This is a genomic window from Solibacillus merdavium (assembly GCF_014836935.1).
GTDB classification, from domain to species: domain Bacteria; phylum Bacillota; class Bacilli; order Bacillales_A; family Planococcaceae; genus Solibacillus; species Solibacillus ferritrahens.
The window spans coordinates 109,929-129,679 of sequence record NZ_JACSPW010000011.1; the positions used below are offsets into that span (position 1 = coordinate 109,929).

The 19,751-nt window shown below is 37.0% G+C and carries 18 protein-coding genes and 1 other annotated feature; of the genes, 7 read left to right on the plus strand and 11 right to left on the minus strand.

What is annotated here, in order from left to right; all coding sequences use genetic code 11:
- Window positions 1-30: 30 nt before the first annotated feature.
- Window positions 31-1,128, plus strand: a complete 1,098-nt coding sequence (gene serC / locus H9632_RS12660) for a 3-phosphoserine/phosphohydroxythreonine transaminase (protein WP_191704432.1) — start codon at window positions 31-33, stop codon at window positions 1,126-1,128.
- Between the two features lie 66 nt (window positions 1,129-1,194).
- On the plus strand, window positions 1,195-2,442 hold the full coding sequence (locus H9632_RS12665) for an MFS transporter (protein ID WP_191704433.1): 1,248 nt from the start codon (window positions 1,195-1,197) through the stop codon (window positions 2,440-2,442).
- A gap of 25 nt (window positions 2,443-2,467) precedes the next feature.
- Here the strand turns inward: H9632_RS12665 and yhaM are convergent, their stop codons facing one another.
- Entirely contained in the window at window positions 2,468-3,403 is a 936-nt protein-coding gene (yhaM, locus tag H9632_RS12670) for a 3'-5' exoribonuclease YhaM (protein ID WP_191704434.1), read from the minus strand.
- A 196-nt stretch (window positions 3,404-3,599) separates the two neighbouring features.
- Here yhaM and H9632_RS12675 point away from each other — a divergent pair, with 196 nt between their 5' ends.
- Complete coding sequence (locus H9632_RS12675; RefSeq protein WP_191699479.1) at window positions 3,600-3,785, plus strand: YhzD family protein; 186 nt, start codon at window positions 3,600-3,602, stop codon at window positions 3,783-3,785.
- 143 nt (window positions 3,786-3,928) lie between these two features.
- Here the strand turns inward: H9632_RS12675 and H9632_RS12680 are convergent, their stop codons facing one another.
- On the minus strand, window positions 3,929-4,711 hold the full coding sequence (locus tag H9632_RS12680) for an enoyl-CoA hydratase (RefSeq protein ID WP_191704435.1): 783 nt from the start codon (window positions 4,709-4,711) through the stop codon (window positions 3,929-3,931).
- A gap of 150 nt (window positions 4,712-4,861) precedes the next feature.
- Window positions 4,862-6,532 carry an FAD-binding dehydrogenase gene (locus H9632_RS12685; protein WP_191704436.1) on the minus strand — a complete coding sequence of 557 codons (1,671 nt, stop codon included), beginning with the start codon at window positions 6,530-6,532 and terminating at the stop codon, window positions 4,862-4,864.
- A 377-nt stretch (window positions 6,533-6,909) separates the two neighbouring features.
- Window positions 6,910-7,155, plus strand: a binding site (T-box leader).
- 81 nt (window positions 7,156-7,236) lie between these two features.
- Between H9632_RS12685 and serA the strand changes: the two genes are divergently transcribed.
- Complete coding sequence (serA, locus tag H9632_RS12690; protein ID WP_191704437.1) at window positions 7,237-8,859, plus strand: phosphoglycerate dehydrogenase; 1,623 nt, start codon at window positions 7,237-7,239, stop codon at window positions 8,857-8,859.
- Window positions 8,860-9,158: 299 nt separating this feature from the next.
- Window positions 9,159-10,421 carry a polysaccharide deacetylase family protein gene (locus H9632_RS12695; protein WP_191704438.1) on the plus strand — a complete coding sequence of 421 codons (1,263 nt, stop codon included), beginning with the start codon at window positions 9,159-9,161 and terminating at the stop codon, window positions 10,419-10,421.
- Between the two features lie 97 nt (window positions 10,422-10,518).
- Here the strand turns inward: H9632_RS12695 and H9632_RS12700 are convergent, their stop codons facing one another.
- The 6 genes from H9632_RS12700 to H9632_RS12725 all read right to left on the minus strand — a co-directional run bounded on the left by H9632_RS12700 (window position 10,519) and on the right by H9632_RS12725 (window position 15,675).
- Complete coding sequence (locus H9632_RS12700) at window positions 10,519-10,893, minus strand: DNA polymerase III subunit delta (protein ID WP_191704439.1); 375 nt, start codon at window positions 10,891-10,893, stop codon at window positions 10,519-10,521.
- Between the two features lie 112 nt (window positions 10,894-11,005).
- Window positions 11,006-11,794: an HAD family hydrolase gene (locus H9632_RS12705; RefSeq protein ID WP_191704440.1), complete on the minus strand. Its 789-nt coding sequence runs from the start codon at window positions 11,792-11,794 to the stop codon at window positions 11,006-11,008.
- A gap of 115 nt (window positions 11,795-11,909) precedes the next feature.
- Window positions 11,910-12,158, minus strand: coding sequence for a DUF3006 domain-containing protein (locus tag H9632_RS12710; RefSeq protein ID WP_191704441.1), 249 nt, complete (start codon window positions 12,156-12,158; stop codon window positions 11,910-11,912).
- Window positions 12,159-12,478: 320 nt separating this feature from the next.
- The gene (locus H9632_RS12715) at window positions 12,479-13,981 is read right to left on the minus strand and encodes a coproporphyrinogen III oxidase (RefSeq protein ID WP_191704442.1); all 1,503 of its coding nucleotides are present in this window, start codon (window positions 13,979-13,981) and stop codon (window positions 12,479-12,481) included.
- Window positions 13,982-14,162: 181 nt separating this feature from the next.
- The gene (locus H9632_RS12720) at window positions 14,163-14,507 is read right to left on the minus strand and encodes a YlbF family regulator (protein WP_191699470.1); all 345 of its coding nucleotides are present in this window, start codon (window positions 14,505-14,507) and stop codon (window positions 14,163-14,165) included.
- A gap of 22 nt (window positions 14,508-14,529) precedes the next feature.
- The gene (locus tag H9632_RS12725; protein ID WP_191704443.1) at window positions 14,530-15,675 is read right to left on the minus strand and encodes a DUF445 family protein; all 1,146 of its coding nucleotides are present in this window, start codon (window positions 15,673-15,675) and stop codon (window positions 14,530-14,532) included.
- A gap of 107 nt (window positions 15,676-15,782) precedes the next feature.
- Between H9632_RS12725 and H9632_RS12730 the strand changes: the two genes are divergently transcribed.
- On the plus strand, window positions 15,783-15,992 hold the full coding sequence (locus H9632_RS12730; RefSeq protein WP_191704444.1) for a YheE family protein: 210 nt from the start codon (window positions 15,783-15,785) through the stop codon (window positions 15,990-15,992).
- Between the two features lie 428 nt (window positions 15,993-16,420).
- Complete coding sequence (locus tag H9632_RS12735; RefSeq protein ID WP_191704449.1) at window positions 16,421-17,728, plus strand: hemolysin family protein; 1,308 nt, start codon at window positions 16,421-16,423, stop codon at window positions 17,726-17,728.
- A gap of 65 nt (window positions 17,729-17,793) precedes the next feature.
- Here H9632_RS12735 and H9632_RS12740 read toward each other — a convergent pair whose 3' ends face one another.
- Both H9632_RS12740 and H9632_RS12745 read right to left on the minus strand, forming a co-directional pair.
- Window positions 17,794-18,438 (minus strand): response regulator, encoded by a 645-nt coding sequence (locus H9632_RS12740; RefSeq protein WP_191704445.1) that lies wholly within the window; start codon window positions 18,436-18,438, stop codon window positions 17,794-17,796.
- Window positions 18,439-18,449: 11 nt separating this feature from the next.
- Window positions 18,450-19,562, minus strand: coding sequence for a GAF domain-containing sensor histidine kinase (locus tag H9632_RS12745; protein WP_191704446.1), 1,113 nt, complete (start codon window positions 19,560-19,562; stop codon window positions 18,450-18,452).
- Between the last annotated feature and the right edge of the window lie 189 nt (window positions 19,563-19,751).

Genomic DNA, 19,751 nt, shown 5'->3' on the forward strand with positions numbered 1-19,751 from the left:
ACGAATTAACTAACATAAGGAGTGTTTCCATTGACGATAACAACAAAACGCGCATATAACTTTAATGCAGGTCCATCTGCATTACCACTTGAAGTTTTACAAAAAGCACAAGCAGAACTAATTGATTTCAAAGGTACTGGCATGTCAGTAATGGAATTAAGTCACCGAAGTGCAGCATTTGAAGAAGTACATAATGAAGCCATTGCACGTCTACGGAAGTTATATGAAATACCGGAAAACTATGAAGTATTATTTTTACAAGGCGGAGCAAGCCTACAGTTTTCCATGATTCCAATGAACTTCTTAAAAGAAGGTCAAAAAGCGAGCTATATTCAAACTGGTGCTTGGTCAGAAAAGGCTTTTAAAGAAGCGGCATTATTCGGTACACCAGTTTTAGCGGCAAGTTCAAAAGAAAATAACTATAAAAATATCCCTGCTCTTTCAGACATCCAAATTGATAAAGATTCTGCATATGTTCACCTAACATCAAACAATACGATTTTCGGTACTCAGTGGAAGACATTCCCTAACACAGGTGATATTCCATTAATTGCAGATATGTCTTCTGATATTTTATCTAAAAAAGTAGATGTTTCGAACTTTGCAATGATTTATGCAGGGGCACAAAAAAACCTTGGTCCATCTGGTGTAACAGTAGTAATCATTCGTAAAGACCTATTAGAAAGTGCAAATTCTAACATTCCTACAATGTTAAAATACACAACGCATTCTAAAAATAATTCTTTATACAATACACCCCCTACTTTCGGAATTTACATGTTAGGTGAAGTTTTAAAATGGATGGAAGAACAAGGTGGCTTAGAAGTTATAGAACAACGTAACGAGGAAAAAGCAAAATACATTTATGATGCAATCGACAACTCAAACGGCTTCTACTTTGGGCATGCAACAAAAGAATCCCGTTCATTGATGAATATTACTTTCCGCGTTGCTGACGAAGAGCTGGAAAAGAAGTTTTTAGCTGAAGCAAAAGAAGCTGGATTCGTTGGTTTAAATGGTCACCGTTCTGTAGGTGGCTGCCGCGCTTCTGCATACAATGCTGTACCAGTAGAAACTTGCTTGGCCCTTTCTGAATTCATGGTTAAATTCCAGGAAGACAACCAATAAAAGTTACTAAAGTGAAAATGCTCCCTAATATTATGGGGGCATTTTTGTCTATATGGGGGTAGAATGTTGAAAAAATGGCATTATAGTTGGATTATATTAGCTGTAACATTTATATCTATTATTGTAGCTGGTATTATCCGCTCATCAGCTGGGGTATTCATTAATCCTTTTGAGCAAGAGTTTGGCTGGAGCCGCCCCTCTATTTCAATGGCTTTTGCTGTATCTTTATTTTTATATGGATTTTCGGGTCCTTTTATGGCTGCATTCGTTGAGAAATATGGCTTAAAACGCATGATGCTTGGATCAATGACGTTGCTTTCTTTCGCACTAGCCAGTACCTTCATCATGCAAAAAGAATGGCAGCTAATACTTATATGGGGCATCATGATGGGGATTGGCTCTAGTTTATTCTTAACAGTATTAAGTACACAAGTTGCCAATCGCTGGTTCGTTAAACGTAGAGGGCTGGCAGTAGGGATTTTAACCGCCGCAACCGCTACAGGACAATTAATTTTATTGCCGGTACTTGCAGCATTAGTAGATCGTTATTCTTGGCAAACAGCCATTGCTTTAATTTTTGTATTAAGTCTCTTGATGATCATCATCATCTCTATATTTATGTACAGCTATCCGATTGAAAGACAGATCGCTCCTTATGGTCATGATGGTCTAGTAGAGCCGGTTCGCTCGACAGGAAATCCTTTTGCTATGGCAATATCTTCACTTATTGAAGGATTGAAGGCGAAGGAATTTTGGCTCTTGGCAGGTAGTTTTTTTATTTGTGGTTTATCGACAAGTGGTTTAATAGGGACTCACTTCATTTCATATTGCATTAGCTTTGGCATCCCTGTCGTTACAGCGGCCGCAATGTTGTCCTTTATGGGTATATTTGATTTAATCGGTACTACATTATCAGGCTGGTTATCCGATCGGTTTGATAATCGGTGGTTACTATTTTGGTATTATTCATTACGAGGATTTTCGCTACTCGCACTTCCCTATGCACTTTCCACAGGTTCCTATGCATGGCTAATGATTTTTGCCATTTTTTATGGGCTAGATTGGATTGCAACCGTCCCACCGACAATTGGCATAACACGCCAACGCTTCGGTATAGAAAAAAGCGCAATGATGTACGGTTGGATGGTAGCATTTCACCAAGTTGGGGCTGCAGTAGCTGCCTACTACGGGGGGGTATTCTACAGCGCATTTGGCTCATATAAAATGGCCTTTTTGCTGGCAGGAGGATTTTGTTTCCTCGCAAGTCTATTTGTCATTCTTTTAAAAAAACAACCGCAATTAAAAGAAGCATGAGCCAAGGTTTGGCTCATGCTTTTTCTTATATCGTTGGTTTGTAAAATGAACGATTGTCCAATGGGAATAAACGCTCTGTAAATTCTCCTGGTTTTGTTTTATCCAGGGCACGTGTAAGCATATTCATTTTCGCATCAATATTATCAATGTAATGCAAAATTTCCGCTTCCTGAATCATTGGCTTTTTAGGGCTGCCCCATTCTTCTTTTCCGTGATGGCTCAACACTAAGTGCTGCAGTAACATCACTTCTTCGCCTTCTATTTTCAGTTCATGTGCAGCTTGACCAATTTCATTGACCATTATGGAGATATGGCCAAGTAAATTCCCTTCCACCGTATACATTGTACCGACAGGACCACTTAATTCAATTACTTTACCAACATCATGTAAAATAACACCTGCATATAACAAGTCACGATTCAATGTTGGATATAAATCACAGATTGCTTCGCTTAATTTCAACATTGAAACGACATGGTCAATTAAACCCGATGCATAATCGTGATGGTTTTTTGTCGCTGCTGGGAAAATGATTAATTCTTCTTGAAACTTTTTCACGATATAGCGTGTGAGACGTGAAATATTTGGATTTTGAATTTGGAAGAAATATTGATTTAATTCTTCAAATAATTGTTCTTTAGGAATAGCGGATGTTGGCAATAAGTCGCTAATCTGAACACCTTCTTCTTCACGTGTCGGGCGAATTTGCTTTACACGTAACTGGTTCTTTCCACGATAATCGTGAATCTCTCCACCGACTTTAACAATTACCTGAGCCCGATATAAATTTTCATGTTCTTCATTTGTATCCCAAAGCTTTGCTTCAATATCTCCGCTCCGGTCTTGTAAAATGAGTGACATGAAAGGTTTACCAACTGTCGTTACACCTTTTTTCGCTTCTTTAATTAGTAAATATTGATCTACTTGGTCACCCGGTTGGAGTTTTGTAATTCCATTCACAAGCAATCTCCCCTTTATAACTCTATTACAATTTATTGTAACATGTATATGCAATACTTATCGATTAAAAGACTATATTACCGTTCATCTAAATGACATTACTTTCGTCTTTTTTCTACAAAACAAGCATTATTTCGTGAATTATCCGAAAATTTCTAGTATAATTATATTATCTTGCTTATAAAGGGTGGTTTAAATGGAGAATTATCGTTTTACTGCATTTGAAAAAACAGGAGAAACTTTATTCGATGAAGTATGGACTTTTGCAAACGATGACGCTGCAAAAATCGATGGCCAGAAGCAAATCGAAGAAAAAGGTATTGCTGAAAAAACACATCGATTAGTAAACTCATCTGGCAAATTAATTTTATTCCACGTGTAAACTAACCGTACATAAATCGGAGGTGCCCTATCATGTAGGGCATTTTAATTTTATCTGATTACTCTTTTTTACAAAAGATCTGTATTAAAACTAAAAATCCACCATTTTGCGGTTCAGCAAAATAGTGGATTTTTCATTGCAAATTATTTACCTATAAACTGTGGCATACGTTTTTCTACAAATGCTTTAATGCCTTCTAAATGATCTGTTGTTTGTCGCATCTTCACTTGTCCCTCTGATTCACCCTTCAGAATTTCATCCAATTGTTCAAGATTAGAAGCATGTAAAATACACTTCGTTTCAATCATTGCTAGAATTGGAGATGCCAGTACTTTCCCAACGAGCTGATCAACTGTTTCTAATGCCGTCCCATCTGGACAACTATAATCAATTAGACCTAACGATAATGCCTCATCTCCATTCATTACTTTCCCTTCCCAAATCATTTGCTTAGCTTTTACTGTACCAAGACGTTCCTTCATAAAGAAGTGGCCGGCACCGTCCGGTATTAAACCAATACCGATAAAGTTCATCGCTAGTTTACTTGATTGTTCTGCAACAATAATGTCACTTCCTAGTGCCAGACTAAAGCCCAAGCCAGCAGAAGCACCATGGATTTGTGCAATCGTAATCATCGGAAGCGTGTAATATGCTCTGACTAAACGTGCAATATCATCCATTATCGTACCAAAGTCAGAAAAATCATTCGAGGCAACCATCCTCTTCACATCGCCTCCAGCTGAAAAGACTTTCCCTTCTCCTTTAATTATCAGAATTTGGACGTCCTTTTCATTATGTAACGCTTCGAAGCAATCGGCCAATTCCCGCATCATTGTAAAATCCATTGCATTCATCGCATTCGGACGATTTAATGTTAAAGTTGCTTTTCGTTCTGCTATTTCCAATTTAATCGTTTCAAAGTTCATTTCCATACACCCCTTATAAATGAATAATCATTCATTTCGACATAACTAAATGATATCCCTTTAATTTTTCAAAACCAATATTAATAAAAGTTTGTGTGATTGGCTCAAGCTCTGTCACACTGTATGTTTCAACGCCTGACCTTATTACATTTAGGTCATACTCGAATACTTATGGGAAACAGCTAAATATTTCCCTACTTGCAAGCCTGTAAACAAGCAACCCCCTAAAAACGTTCCTTCCAATGAACGATAGCCATGTATACCTCCACCACCAAACCCACTCACTTCACCTGCAGCAAAAAGTCCTGGTATAGGATTTCCGTCCTCATTAAGTACTTGCCCATTTAAATTTGTTTGTAATCCTCCTAATGTTTTACGAGTCAAAATATTTAAGCGTACCGCAATTAATGGTACTGCTGCAGGATCCAATATTTTATGAGGTTTTGCAGCACGAATTAGTTTATCCCCTATATAATTTCTTGCGCCATGTAATGCGGTAATTTGTGCATCCTTTGAAAATAAATTCTCAATTTCACGATCGCGTGCCAAAATCTGTTCTTTAATATGCAGGAAGTCGAGTAAATCACTCCCTACAAGCTTATTCATTCCTTCTACTAAATCTTTTAAACTATCGGCAATTACAAAATCTTCGCCATTCTCCTTAAAATCCTGAACTGCTTTTGGAGGCCCTGGTAAAATACGTTTCAATACATCTTTAATACTCTTTTTTGTCAAATCCATATTCTGCTCTGAACCTGATAAAGCGAATTCTTTTTCAATTATTTTTTCTGTCAAAATAAACCATGAATAATCATATCCAGTGTTTTGTATCGCTTCGAGAGTACTTAATGTATCAAACCCAGGGAAATTTGGTGCAGTAAAACGGTTTCCTAATGCATCAAACCACATTGATGAAGGTCCAGGTAATATGCGAATACCATGATTATTCCAAATAGGATCCCAGTTTTTCAGCCCTTCCGTATAATGCCACATACGGTCTCGATTGACGATGCGCCCCCCTGCTTGTTCTGTAATCTCCAACATTTTACCATCTACATAGGCTGGAACTCCTGCCACCATATTTTGGGGCGGTGTCCCGAGTCTTGAAGGCCAATTTTTCTTCACCAACTCAATATTTGCTCCAATTCCACCACTTGCTACTACTACTGCATCTGCGAAATACTCAAATGAATCTACCACTACTCTCGAGCTTTCTTCACCACGTCGAATAATGCTATTTTCCAAAACATTTCCCCGAATACCTGTAATGTTCCCATCTTCAGTGATCAGCTCTGTTACTTGATGGCGCGGCAAATAGGTAATATCTCCTTTTTCAGAGGCATTTAACACTTTATTTGCAAACGGTTCAACCAGTGCAGGACCTGTCCCCCATACGATGTGAAAGCGCGGAACAGAATTGCCATGCCCCCCTGCTAAAGAGCCGCCTCGCTCTGCCCAACCAACGACCGGGAAAAAATTAATGCCTTGGGATTTTAGCCAGTTGTATTTCCCTCCTGCAGCAAAATCGATATATGCTTTTGCCCATTCATACGCCCAATGATCCTCATCCTCTAAACGGTCAAAGCTTGCAGAACCACGCCAATCCTGCCATGCAAGCTCTTTGTTGTCTTTAATTCCTAACCTTCTTTGCTCAGGGGAATCAACTAAGAATAATCCACCAAATGACCAAAATGCTTGCCCCCCAATTGAATTTGCCGGCTCCTGATCGACAAGCAGTACCTTTTTCTTCGCGTCGATTAGCTGACAAGCTGCCGTTAATCCAGCCAACCCTGCCCCAATAACGATTACATCATAATGCATATTTTACTCCCCCTTTATATGTACATATGTATTACCACTTCGAGTTATTTTACATTTTACCTTCTATTTATTTTCCAATTTTAAAAAGGCATTTTTTTAAACGTGACAAAATTATGTCACAAAATAAAAAAATAAATTTTAATGATAATTTTGAAACGCTATAAATTTTCTGTAAATTCAATTAAATCTTATTATATCAACATCGTTAGCGCTTACATAGGAAATTATAAATCCGAACATTCATTTGATAATCAATTGAAATAGTTCGCTTTAAAGGACTTATTTATTAAACAAAAAGAAAATTACTCAAATTATTCTAAAAACTCCGTTGACAAAGGTGAACAATCGGGTTTATGATGTTATCAACTTAAACACAGCAAAATATAACGATAGAGACATGCTTTTCGAATGTATTACCAAAGAGAGCTGATGGTTGGTGTAAATCAGTGTATGCTTCGAATTCGCTCCACTCTTGAATAGAATAGCTGAAATTTATCAGTAGGTTATTCCGTCCCATGCACGTTACGCATATGGATAAGGTTGTACATATATTTTCCGAAATATTATGGCAACGAATAAGGGTGGTACCGCGATTTGTTTAATGAATGCCTTTCGCCCCTTACGTTACACGTAAGGGACGGAAGGCTTTTTTTTGTTGAATCAATTCAGTAAATTAATAAAGAAATTAGAGGAGAGATTTTATTATGACAACAGAAGTAATCGAACAAGGTACAAAAACAATTAATGTATTTATTGCAGATCCGCTAAGTGATGACGGTATTTTCCCATTACGCCAAGAAACAGAACTAGATTTGAATATTATTGTTGATACAGGTTTAGCACCTGAGGAATTAATGAAAAAAATAGTAGATGTTGACGTATTGCTTGTTCGTTCTCAAACTACTGTTACACGCGAAGTAATTGAAAAAGCGAAAAACTTAAAGCTTATTGGTCGTGCTGGTGTAGGTGTTGACAACATTGATTTAAATGCAGCAACTGAACATGGAATTATCGTTGTAAATGCCCCAGATGGTAATACAAACTCTGCTGCTGAACATACAATCGCAATGATGACGTCACTTGCACGTTTTATTCCACAAGCGTTCAACACATTAAAAAATGGAAAATGGGATCGTAAATCATACGTAGGTGTAGAGCTTAAAAACAAGACACTTGGTGTTATCGGTATGGGACGTATCGGGGCAGAAGTAGCCTACCGTGCTAAAGGCCAACGCATGAACGTTATCGCATATGATCCATTCTTAACGGAAGACCGTGCAAAAGAATTGGGTATAACAAAGGGTACTGTGGATGAAGTATGTGCTGCAGCTGATTTTGTAACAGTTCATACGCCGTTATTACCAGAAACACGTAATATCATTAACAAGGAACGTTTTGCAATCATGAAAGACGGTGTTCGCATTATCAACTGTGCACGCGGCGGCATTATTAACGAAGATGATTTATACGAAGCTATTGTCGAAGGTAAAGTAGCTGGTGCTGCACTGGACGTATTTGTTCAGGAACCGGCAACAGATCATAAGCTATTAACATTGCCACAAGTCATTGCTACACCTCACCTAGGTGCATCTACAGTAGAAGCACAAGAGTCAGTTGCAGTTGACGTATCTAACGACATTATTAAGTTCTTTAAAACAGGTACAGTTACAAACCCTGTAAATATGCCATCTATTCCAAAAGAAAAGCTTGCAGAAGTTGAGCCATTCTTTGCATTAGCAGAAAAGCTTGGAAAGTTTTTAATTCAAGTAACAGAAGAAAGTATTCAGCAATTAAATATTTCTTACGCTGGTGAAGTGGCAAACTTTGATGTTCGCCCATTAACGGCAAATGCTATTAAAGGACTGCTTTCTACAAACCACGGCTCTCACGTGAATGATGTCAATGCACGTTATTTAGCTGAACGTATCGGCATTCAAATAAATGAACATAAAACAACAACAGCAAAAGGTTTTACAAACTTAATTACAGTTGAAATCGTTACTGAAACTGAAACACATACAGTAGCAGGAACTTTATTAAATGGTCTAGGTGCCCGCATTGTAAAAGTTGAAGGATTTGTAGTAGACGTTATTCCAAACGGAAATCTTCTTTATATTAAAAACCAGGACAAACCAGGTTCAATCGGCCGGGTTGCTACTAAATTAGCTGAAAAGAACATCAACATTGCAACGATGCAAGTAGGACGCGATCAAATTGGCGGGTCTGCTGTAATGATGCTTGTCGTTGACAATGAAGTGACTACAGAAGATTTAGTATTCGTAGCACAACTTGAAAACATTGATGAAGTAAAAGCTATTTCTCTTTAAACTTAACTACGGGGCTTTGTTAAAGTAAACATTACCTTTAACAAAGCCTTTCTTCGTATTAAGTATCTTGCCTATGAAATGATCGCAAGGGGTTGCCCCAAAATAGCTTCCCGGATAGCCCCTTTTTTGTTTTCATAATTTTATTTACAATACATATGTTTAAATGTAATGGTATTTCTTTGTTTTTAGTCAGTACAAATTAATTTAAAGGTTTAGAGAAAGTGAATTAATCTACACTATTTTCTCCTTTCTACTTTCACTTTACTCGCGCATTTTTATATTACTAAAGGGGAATTAAGTTGAAAAAAGTATTCAAATTTTATTTTATGATTTTTTGTTTAATTGGAGTTTTTACAATAAATATCGAAAGTACTTCTGCTGCTCCTTCAGCCACAATTAAACTAACAACGAAAGAAACCGAAGTATTAGAAGAAAATCTGCAAGAAAAAATTATTACCTTATCAAAGGCTACCCCTATTATCGTATTATCTGAAACTGAAGGATGGACGAAAATTCAATACAAAACGGTAATCGGCTTTATAAAAAGTGAATACTTAAAATCGGTTTCTCCCCAATACATGCTCGTTAAATCCCAAAATGAACCCCTTGTTCGCGTAACGAATAAACAACACATCGGGTCTATCGGAAAACTTTATTTAAATAGTATTGTTGAGCTTTATGGATCTGACTCTACCGACTTTGTATTCATAAAGTACGGTGGCCTGGCAGGGTACGTAAATAAGCATGCTCTCATAAAGCCTACAGGAAAAAAGATGACGGTAAAAGCTTCTAAAGGTTTAGTAGTCCGGTCTATCGCTAGCGCCTCGAGTGATGAAATAGGGACTTTACGTAAAAACAGTAATGTAATGATGTATACTAACATAAAAGGCTGGGCATTTGTCACATCTGATGATCTATCCGGCTATGTCCCTTTGAGTGGACTAACAACTCCTACTCCAAAAGCTGTACCTAAAAATCCTTCCAAACCTAAATCGATACAACCTGTAAATGAAAAAAGAATAGCGTTAACATTTGATGATGGTCCTCATCCGAAAGTGACGAGGCAAATATTAAAGACACTGGAAAAATATAAAGCAAAAGCTACATTTTTTGTCATCGGCCAAGAAGTGAAGAAGTACCCTGAAATTATGAAGGAAGTATATGACGCAGGCCATGAAATTGGCAATCATACATACAATCATGAAAAGCTGACAACATTGTCTCAAAAAGAAGTGAAACACCAAATTCAATCAACGGATGAAATTATTAAATCCGTAATTGGTAAAAATGCAACGGTTTTTCGCCCACCTTATGGGAGCTATGATGAAACAATTATAAAGCAGTTAAAAGTACCAAGCGTGATGTGGACTATTGATACACTGGATTGGAAACACCGCGATCCGGAAAAAACGGCGCTTGCTATAGAGGAACAGGTGAACAACGGTAGCATTATATTAATGCACGATATTCACCAAGCAACTGCAGATGCTTTAGAAACAATACTTGAAGAGTTACAAAAGCAAGGCTATACATTTGTAACAGTTTCAGAATTACTAAAGTAATGATCTGAACTGTTCATAAAAATTGACCAAACAAAAAGCATCGCAAACTATTAAAAACTTTGCGATGCTTTTTATTGTGTTTTCTATACTGTTTATTTTAATTGAACGATTTTAAATGTAGGAAGGTCAATTGCTTATTCATAGGTATTGACTGGATTTTTTGAAATGCAATAGAAGAGAAGCCATTGCCTTGTGTCACAGCGAATGCTGCAATTACAACTAAAAACAACATACCCACTGCAATAAAAGCCGATAAAACCCTGTGTGCCTTTTGCATCTCAATATTGGAATGCTGTCTCTTTTTATTGCGTATGAGTTGGAAGAAGCGGTCTTCGTTATTAGGTAAAGTAAGTACATGTTCGCAAGCTAAACAAAGATGTGCCGTATGATGATTTAATGTCACCCTATTCAATTGGATAAATTCATTTGTACGGTTACAGTTTTCACAGCGATATGTATTAATATTTCCCATAGGAAGAACCTCTTTCTTTAGTTTCTTATTAATATGATAACATAAATATTCAGAAAATTCATTCTTATGAACGAAATAAAAACGCACCGAATGAACAGTGCGTTTTGAAAATTTATATTGTTTTTAATAACTGTAAAAACTCAGTTAATGATGTAACTTCAAAAGTTGGCACTACATCGGGATTTTTTGGTTTGTTTTCACGGTTAATCCAAACGTTCCGTATGCCGACACGAGATGAACCTAAAATATCAGTCATTAAGTTATCACCAACCATAATGGCTTCATCTTTTGTCAAACTTGCTTTGTCCATAACAAATTCGAAAATAGAAGCATCTGGCTTACCTTTACCAAAATCCCCTGAAATAATGATATGGTCAAAATAAGGGACAATTTCAGGTGTAATCTCCAGCTTTAAATTTTGTAGGCTTGGTGCCCCATTTGTAAGTAAAATTAGCTCGTATTTCCCTTTTAATTGATCTAACACCTCAAAAGTATCTTCATAGAAAAACGGGGCTTTTTTACGTTCTTCAACAAAACGCTCTCCCAGTTCCGCGCCTAGCTCAGCATCTTCAATCCCTACTGCCGCTAAACCGTTTGTCCAAGCTTGGGCACGATATGCAGGCACAATTTCCTTCATCTGTTGAAATTGTGGTGTAGGGTCATCAAATGTCCCCCAAAGCCCCTCAAATGGGTTTATTCCGATTAAGACAGTGTAGTCGTATGTAGGATAGCTTTCATACAATCCACGTGCCGCTACTTTGACCGCCTCTTCCAATTCACGAGAGTTTACATTTTTTATAGTCGCTGCATAGTCACACGTTTTTTCAAATGCCGTTTTTACAGATTTTTGATCAAATAATAAAGTATCATCTAAATCGAATATAATTGTTTTGATTGCCATTGTTATGCTCCTAAAATTAATATATGTACCCATATATTCTACCATATAGAAGCATGTAGTTTCCGATACTTTTTGATTTTTCTAACTTTTTAAAACAACCGTTTATGTGCCTCAATTATTCGTGCTTACTCCTTAGTTGCTCTAATAAATTATTCACTCGCTGTTTTTGGTCAGCTGTTTCTTCAGGTAATAATTTAATCGTGTACGCAAAGCCATCATCTTGAATGTTTACAATATCGCCTTCTTTCACCTCTATTGAAATTTCATCACGGTGGATCAGAAGTTGTTCCATTTCTTCAGGGCGTTTTAAAAAAATTGCATAATCGCCATCAAATCGATCTAGCGTATATTTATCGTAATTCACTTACAATCTCCCCTTTCGCTCAATTATTAATTTCGCATTGCTTTCAAAAAATATTAGCTACCAGCTGTAATGTGACTGTTTAAAATCACAAAAGTTTCTTCATACGCATCTTTACTTACAAGCTGACTTAGTCATTGCTATTGCTAGTGTATTTGGCAATGAGATTCAACTCGTTGCCCCCAGTACACTACTGTGCATCTATTTCATATGTTACCCCATCTAGTGTGATGACAATCGTTCCTGCTTCTCCACTCGGTAAAAAACAACAAATAGCACATGCCTCAAGAAAGTGGCTGTGCTATTTGTAATGGTCCTAGATATTAAGAATATAGCTCATCTAAAATTGCTATTTTCTTTGCAATAGACTCTTCAAATGTCAGAATGTATGCGGCAGGATCTTTCGGATTGTGGAACTGTGTAATCTTGCCGGTAGTTGGATGCACAAACTTCGAGGATGCTCCACAGCCAATACCTAAAATTGTTTGCACTTCTTCCATTATGACGATGTTGTATATAGATTCTTCTTTCGGTTTACAATAGCCGACATTTTCTAAATTACCTAGAATATTTTTCTGGCGGTATAAATAATAAGGAACATAGCCATTTTCAGCTGTCCAATCGGTTGCCATCTGCATCATTTCCCCAACTGTCTCACGGTCGGCAACTTTATACTTATCCTTATTTCGAGTCATTTCAGATGCACGTTTAAAGCTCAGTGTATGAACAGTTAAGCTTTCAGGTTGCATTTTGGCAGATTCCGCTAATGAGTTCTGAAATTCTTCAATTCCTTCATTTGGCAAGCCAATAATTAAATCCATATTAATATTGTTCATACCAGAATTGCGTGACAGCCAAAACTTCTCTACTGTTTCTTCAACAGTATGATGGCGGCCAATCGCTTTTAATGTTTCCTGCGTATAGCTTTGCGGGTTAACGGAAATACGGTCAATGCCCCATTTTTTCAGCACTTCGATTTTTTCCGGCGTAATTGTATCCGGGCGTCCTGCCTCTACTGTTATTTCTCGGATAGACTCAGGATTTGGGAATGCATCAAACATTGTTTGATATAATGCATCCATTTCATGCGCCTCAATAGAAGTTGGTGTGCCCCCGCCCCAGTAAATCGAAGTAATGCGCATATTTTTTTCTGTCAGCCATTTCCCCATTTCACGTAGCTCAATGTGAAGGCCATCGATAAATTTCTCTACGCGGCCTGCCTTACGATTTGATTGGATCGCATAGGCCGGGAATGTACAATAAGCACACATTGTCGGACAAAACGGGACCCCAATATAAATTGAAATTTCCTTTCCAAGCTCATCCAAATCAGGAATAATCGTAAGTTGTCGCTCGACAATCGCTTTCATTAACGATATCTTTTGATCTGAAATTCGGTAATCCTCTTTTAATACCGCGGCAATTTGCTCATCGTTCATACCGGCTTTACGATATTTATGATAAAGCTTTGTTGGACGTACTCCTGTCAGTATCCCCCATTGCTGTACCATACCTGAATATTGTTCAAGTACATCAAGCATGACATGTGACAATGCACGTTTCATTCGGATATTTTGCTCTTTCTCTGTGCCTTCTGTCGTATACTGAATGGAATAATCACTCGTGTATTCTTGACCATCCACTAATAGTTTGGCATAAGTGGAAATCATAAAATTTTCATCGATTGCCTTGTTAAATTCAATCGACATATCCGAACCGTCCTGCTCAATTTGAATAACGGAGTCTTCGTAAAATAAATTTGCTATATGATTAAGAACACGAGTCCAATCTTCTTTAAACTGCTCATTTATATGAATTGTTTTCATATCATTTCTCTACCTTCTTAATTTTAAATAATAAAAATCTATCTCATTGTAACAAAAAAACCACTATAAAAGAAAAATGAAATATTACATATATTATTCGATGCTTTTTATTAAACAAGCTTTCTCGTGACAATTGCAAAGTTAAAAAGAGGCGCACAACAAATTGTGCACCCCTTCCTTTTTATAATCCATCGTATAATGATTGGATTGGCTGTGTAATAATGCGATTAATTTCTTGAATCACAGCACTTAACGCCATTTCAGCTTCTAACATTTCTAAAATTTTTACATTTTGTTGAGCTAGTTGCGCTGTTTTCTGTAAAAAAACATATTCTTCTTCAGTAATCTCTTCACCAGCATTTTGTTTATCTTGCATCTTCAATTGAACATCACGGAAGTTTGTAAACAATACCTTTGCCTCTTCATCTTCACGTACTGTCTCTACTGCCTTTTGTAAATTTTGAAACTCATCTGTCTTGCGGAATGTTGCTTCCAGTTTATTAATATCTTCATAAATATTGATCATGTAATAATCCTACTTTCTAATTTTAGTTCGTCATAAAGACGATTAACGCTTGAATGATCCCGACAAGACCACCTATAATACCGCCCAGCCATGTAATTAATTTTAACTCTTTACTAATAATACCTAGTACGAGCTCTTCTAATTTGGCAATCGGGAATGAATCTACTTGCTCACGTACAACTCCAGCTAAATTTAGACGCTTTAATACGTCTTCGATTTTTGCTTCAGCAGATAAAAATGCTTTATCCATTATTTTCGGGAGTAAATCATTAGTAGCCCACTCTTTCCCTTTTGGCCAATAGTCATTAATTGTTTTATCCAGGCGTGCTTCCAATGCAAGTGCATTTCTTGCATAGCTTTGGACATTAGCTTCAATCGTATCAAAATTTACATCATTCATAAAGTCCATTGCTGGGCGATTTTTAATTTTTTCCCATTCTGCTATGAAAATTCGGTGTAAAAGTGAAGCTGTTCCAGGCGCCTGTAGAAATTTTATGAGTTCACGTTGCACTTTATCAACCAATGATGATGAATCTCCTAAAAACATCTGTATCATCCCGCCAAATGACCCTTTCGTCGATAAGAAATCATCCAGCATATTTTTGATTGTCATCGTACCTTCTGGTGACGAGAAGTAATCTTCACCCTTCTTCAAAATCTGTATGACTGCTTCATCAATTTTCCGGTCCAATACTGGCTCCAAATCATTAGGCAATAATTCTCGAATTGACTTCGTAGATAATGTATTTTTCACTGACATAAATTGAGTATGAATAATGTCGTTGACTTTTCCTTCAATTGATTGTGGTAATTGTGTAAAACCAGCTAAACGAATCCAATCATTAATTGTTTTTTCGTTTGTAAATACTTCTTGTGCTACTTTATTCTGTGCGTAGGTTAAAACATTTGTGCGAATTTCCTCGGATAAAAATTTCTTTTTAATCGTTTCAGGTGTCAGTAAATACTCTGAAACTGTTTTTCCTAGCTGAATCGCCAAATCTTCCCGACGTTTTGGAATTAATCCCGGTGTCAATGGCAGCTTCCACTTTTTAAAGTATATTGGCTTGTACGGTCTAAATAACATCTTAATCGCCATATAGTTTGTCGCTGCACCAACGGCAGCCCCTACAACACCTAGCAGGAATAATAGCGAAATAAATTCTCCCATTTTGCTCACTCTTTCTTCATCATGTGTATGTTCTATTATTAATTTTTTAAAAGATAAATTGCAACAATGTACTACTTTCTGTACGATTAAATAGGGAGGGAAGTTTCATGATTCAACATTTTAGCTATAAGCCCCTATTTGAAAACAGTCAAATTCCGGGCTGGTCAATTAGTTTCTTCTTTGAGCAGAAACGTTATGCAGCAGAGTATTATAAAGATGGCAGTATTCAATTTATTGGTGAAAGTCCGTCAGAAGAACAAAGGGAAAAAATCGAAAAAATGATACATGAATTAATGCTTTTCCATGTATATGAATAAAAAATAAAGTGGGAGCATCCGAGAAAAAATCTCGGATGCTCCCACCTTTATGCGCTTTCGAGCTAATAATAATTTTGCAGCTGGCTGCAGGTATATGTATTTGCTGGCTATTTTTTAATAATAATACCCGCCTACTAAATTATCATTATCTACAATTTCACATTAGCATATATTAACTAAAATTTCAATTTTCTATAAATTTAAATACATATTAATAAAATTATAAGGATACTTCAATTTCTGCAGTAATTAAAATCAAATTTTTTCCTCTAATTTCAAATTGAAAAATTGTTTTTTTTACTCAAATATTTTATGATTATATTATTAAAATTTTTTTAGGAGGTGTACTCTTTATTTGCCACGCTCATTTGCGCCGCGAATAGGGAATATAGTTGGACGTAGACATAGGAATCGAACTAACCATTAGGTTGATAGCATTTGCTATCTTAATTGCCGCTACGGCATTTTTCGTTGCAACTGAGTTTGCAATAGTTAAAGTAAGGACAACAAAAATTGATCAGCTCGTTGCAGAAGGTAATAAATCTGCAATACGGGCAAAAAAGGTAATTTCAAACCTTGATGAGTATCTATCTGCCTGTCAGCTAGGAATTACAATTACTGCACTAGGACTTGGGTGGCTTGGAGAACCAACATTCGAAATTCTTCTTCATCCATTATTCGAGTTCTTTGGCTTAAGTGGTAGTATCACATCTGTTCTTTCATTTATTGTTGCATTCTCACTCGTTACGTTTTTACATGTTGTCGTAGGGGAATTAGCACCAAAAACTCTCGCAATTCAAAAAGCAGAAGCCGTAACATTAAAGCTATCTGGAGTATTAATTTTATTCCATAATATTATGTACCCTTTTATACGTGCTTTAAACGGATCAGCACGTGCATTAACTGGACTTTTTGGCTTGAAAATGATTTCTGAATCTGAAGAAGCGCACTCTGAAGAAGAGCTTCGCATGATTTTATCAGACAGCTTTAAGGGTGGGGAAATTAACCATTCTGAATATGAATACGTTAACAGTATTTTTGAGTTTTCTGATCGCATTGCGAAGGAGATAATGGTACCTCGAACTGAAATAATCAGTATCGAAAAAGGTCAAACAATTCGCGAAGTATTTGAAGTAATGGGTATTGAGCAATATACACGCTACCCAATTACAGACGGTGACAAAGACCATGTCATTGGCCTTGTCAATATGAAGCATTTATTAACAGCTTACATTAAAGACCCTGCAAATGGAGATAAACTTGTTGAAGAATATATGCAACCCGTTATTCGTGTAATTGAAACGATTCCAATTAGTGATTTATTATTAAAGATTCAAAATGAACGTATTCACCTAGCCATTTTAATGGATGAATACGGTGGTACATCCGGTTTAGTTACAATTGAAGATATTATCGAAGAAATTATTGGTGATATTCAAGATGAGTTCGATGAAGATGAAATTCCTGAAATCCAGGAAATCGCAGAAAATCATTACATTTTTGATGCTAAAATGTTATTGCAAGATATGAATGATATTTTAGGGACATCAATTGAAGATGACGATATCGATACAATCGGCGGCTGGTTTATGACACAGCGTTTTGATATGCAAGTAGGCGATACAATCGAAGAACAAGGCTACCAATTCAAAGTTACCGAATTGGACGGACACCACATCTTATACTTAGAAGTAACTAAGCTTCCCGATTCTGAAGCAATAGACGAAGAAGTATAATTCAAAAAGAACGCACCTTTTTATCGTTAAAAGGTTGCGTTCTTTTTAATTTGTAAACTTAACCATCATTCGTTTGTTTCCGTTAAATTATGCTTTACAGCGTAAAGAGCTGCCTGTGTACGATCCTGAACTTGAAGCTTCGTAAAAATATTGGAAATATGTGTTTTCACGGTTTTTTCTGTTACATAAAGTGATGAAGCGATCTCTCTGTTGCTTTTCCCTTTTGTCAATTCAGCCAGTACATCCTTTTCTCTTGGTGTAAGAGGATTTAAAATATGAGGCTTATTTTCGTCTTCTCGAAGCCCTTCCTCTAACTGAGATGTAGCTTCCGGATGAATTGTATTTTCGCCGCGCATAATTTGACGAATCGACTCTACTAAATCATCCGGCTCAATATCCTTTAATTGATAGCCTGATGCACCAGCTTCCATAGCAGGCAGCACATGATCTTTATCCGAAAAACTTGTGAGCATTAGCACCTTCGTATCCGGCCACTTACTTTTTATTTTTTTTGTCGCCTGAATACCGTCCATTTCAGGCATGACCAAATCCATAAGTACGATATGCGGCGCAAATTTTTCTACCAGCTCAATCGCTTCTAAACCGTTTTTAGCTTCTCCTACAACTTCAATGTCTTTTTGTGTTTTTAAAAAGAATAATAACCCTCGGCGTACAACATGATGATCATCTGCAATTAATACGCGTATCATTGAACTCCCCCCTAGTATGGTAAACGAATTAATAACTCTGTCCCTTTTCCAATCTCACTTACCCAATCTGCCGTTCCCCCTACTGCATGTACCCGGTCAACGATTGATTGTAATCCAATTGATGGTATATGACGATGTGCCTCTATATTAAAGCCTTGCCCTTCATCTTTAACAACGAGCAATACATCCGTAGCTGTTACACTAATATAAATTTCTGCATGTGTTACCCCAGCATGTTTGCGCACATTATTTAAAGCCTCTTGCGCAATTCTAAAAAGGGTTTCTTCTATTCTTGAAGGAAATTGGATAACACCTGAAACATTGACTGCCAATTTCAAATTCAGCATTTCAGCATATACTTTTATCGCTTCAATGAGTCCACTTTCCAATCCTTTTGGACGCAATTGCCATATAAGTGCACGCATTTCAGTCAGGGCTTCCTGTGTAAGCTGCTGGATATCTTTAAACGTTTCTTTTATGTGCTGCTGCTCGCTCATTTCAATACCTGCTCTTGCAGTTAAAGTCACCGAAAAGAGCAACTGATTAACAGAGTCATGTAAATCCCGAGCCAAGCGGTTTCGCTCCTGCACAAGGGCAATTTCCTGCTGCTCATTTGTTAAATAGATGCGCTTTATCGCAGAGCCCATTTGAAATGCGACCGATTCCAGTAAGTCCAGATCCTCATCGCTAAAGCGTACTGTATTTCTCGATGCAACATTTAGTAATCCAAAACGTTCCTGACCGGATTGCAAAGGTACTGTGGCATGATGTGTAATGTCATTATGCTCGCCAACATTAGCTTCTATCGCGCTTTCAATTCGCTGGCACTCAATAATATTCGAAGCTTTTTTCAGTTCCTCATTGCGGAAGCGTGACACACACCAGCATCCACCGCGCTTTAAATGCTGACAATCATTATAGCTAAGCGCATCCGGTAAGTTTTGCTTCACTACAAGCTCCGACTTCCCCTTCTTATCGATAAAGAAAATCCAACCCGTTTCGAAATTTGTCCCGCTTAGAAATTTAGAAAGTGCCCCATTTAACATTGGAATCATTTCGGTCTCTTCATTTAATAACTCTGCAATTTCTTTTAAAATCGCAATATTCGAATGGTCTTTTGTCATATTGGCTCTTCCTTTGCAACATTCACTTTTCTCTATCATACCATTTCATTTAATCAGTTCGCACCGCTACACACCTCATACTTTTGAATGAAAAAAGTGTCCCCTAATTAAAGAGGGCACTGAAAAACCTTCGTTTTTTTAGAACGTTTTCGTTTTTCAACACAAAAGAGGCATTTTTCATTCGATTTT

Coding starts and splice junctions, on each gene's coding strand:
- H9632_RS12675 (WP_191699479.1), top strand. CDS start 3,600: ATGGAGAATTATCGTTTTACTGCATTTGAAAAAACAGGAGAAACTTTA.
- H9632_RS12680 (WP_191704435.1), bottom strand. CDS start 4,711: ATGAACTTTGAAACGATTAAATTGGAAATAGCAGAACGAAAAGCAACT.
- H9632_RS12685 (WP_191704436.1), bottom strand. CDS start 6,532: ATGCATTATGATGTAATCGTTATTGGGGCAGGGTTGGCTGGATTAACG.
- serA (WP_191704437.1), top strand. CDS start 7,237: ATGACAACAGAAGTAATCGAACAAGGTACAAAAACAATTAATGTATTT.
- H9632_RS12700 (WP_191704439.1), bottom strand. CDS start 10,893: ATGGGAAATATTAATACATATCGCTGTGAAAACTGTAACCGTACAAAT.
- H9632_RS12705 (WP_191704440.1), bottom strand. CDS start 11,794: ATGGCAATCAAAACAATTATATTCGATTTAGATGATACTTTATTATTT.
- H9632_RS12715 (WP_191704442.1), bottom strand. CDS start 13,981: ATGAAAACAATTCATATAAATGAGCAGTTTAAAGAAGATTGGACTCGT.
- H9632_RS12720 (WP_191699470.1), bottom strand. CDS start 14,507: ATGATCAATATTTATGAAGATATTAATAAACTGGAAGCAACATTCCGC.
- H9632_RS12725 (WP_191704443.1), bottom strand. CDS start 15,675: ATGGGAGAATTTATTTCGCTATTATTCCTGCTAGGTGTTGTAGGGGCT.
- H9632_RS12730 (WP_191704444.1), top strand. CDS start 15,783: ATGATTCAACATTTTAGCTATAAGCCCCTATTTGAAAACAGTCAAATT.
- H9632_RS12740 (WP_191704445.1), bottom strand. CDS start 18,438: ATGATACGCGTATTAATTGCAGATGATCATCATGTTGTACGCCGAGGG.
- H9632_RS12745 (WP_191704446.1), bottom strand. CDS start 19,562: ATGACAAAAGACCATTCGAATATTGCGATTTTAAAAGAAATTGCAGAG.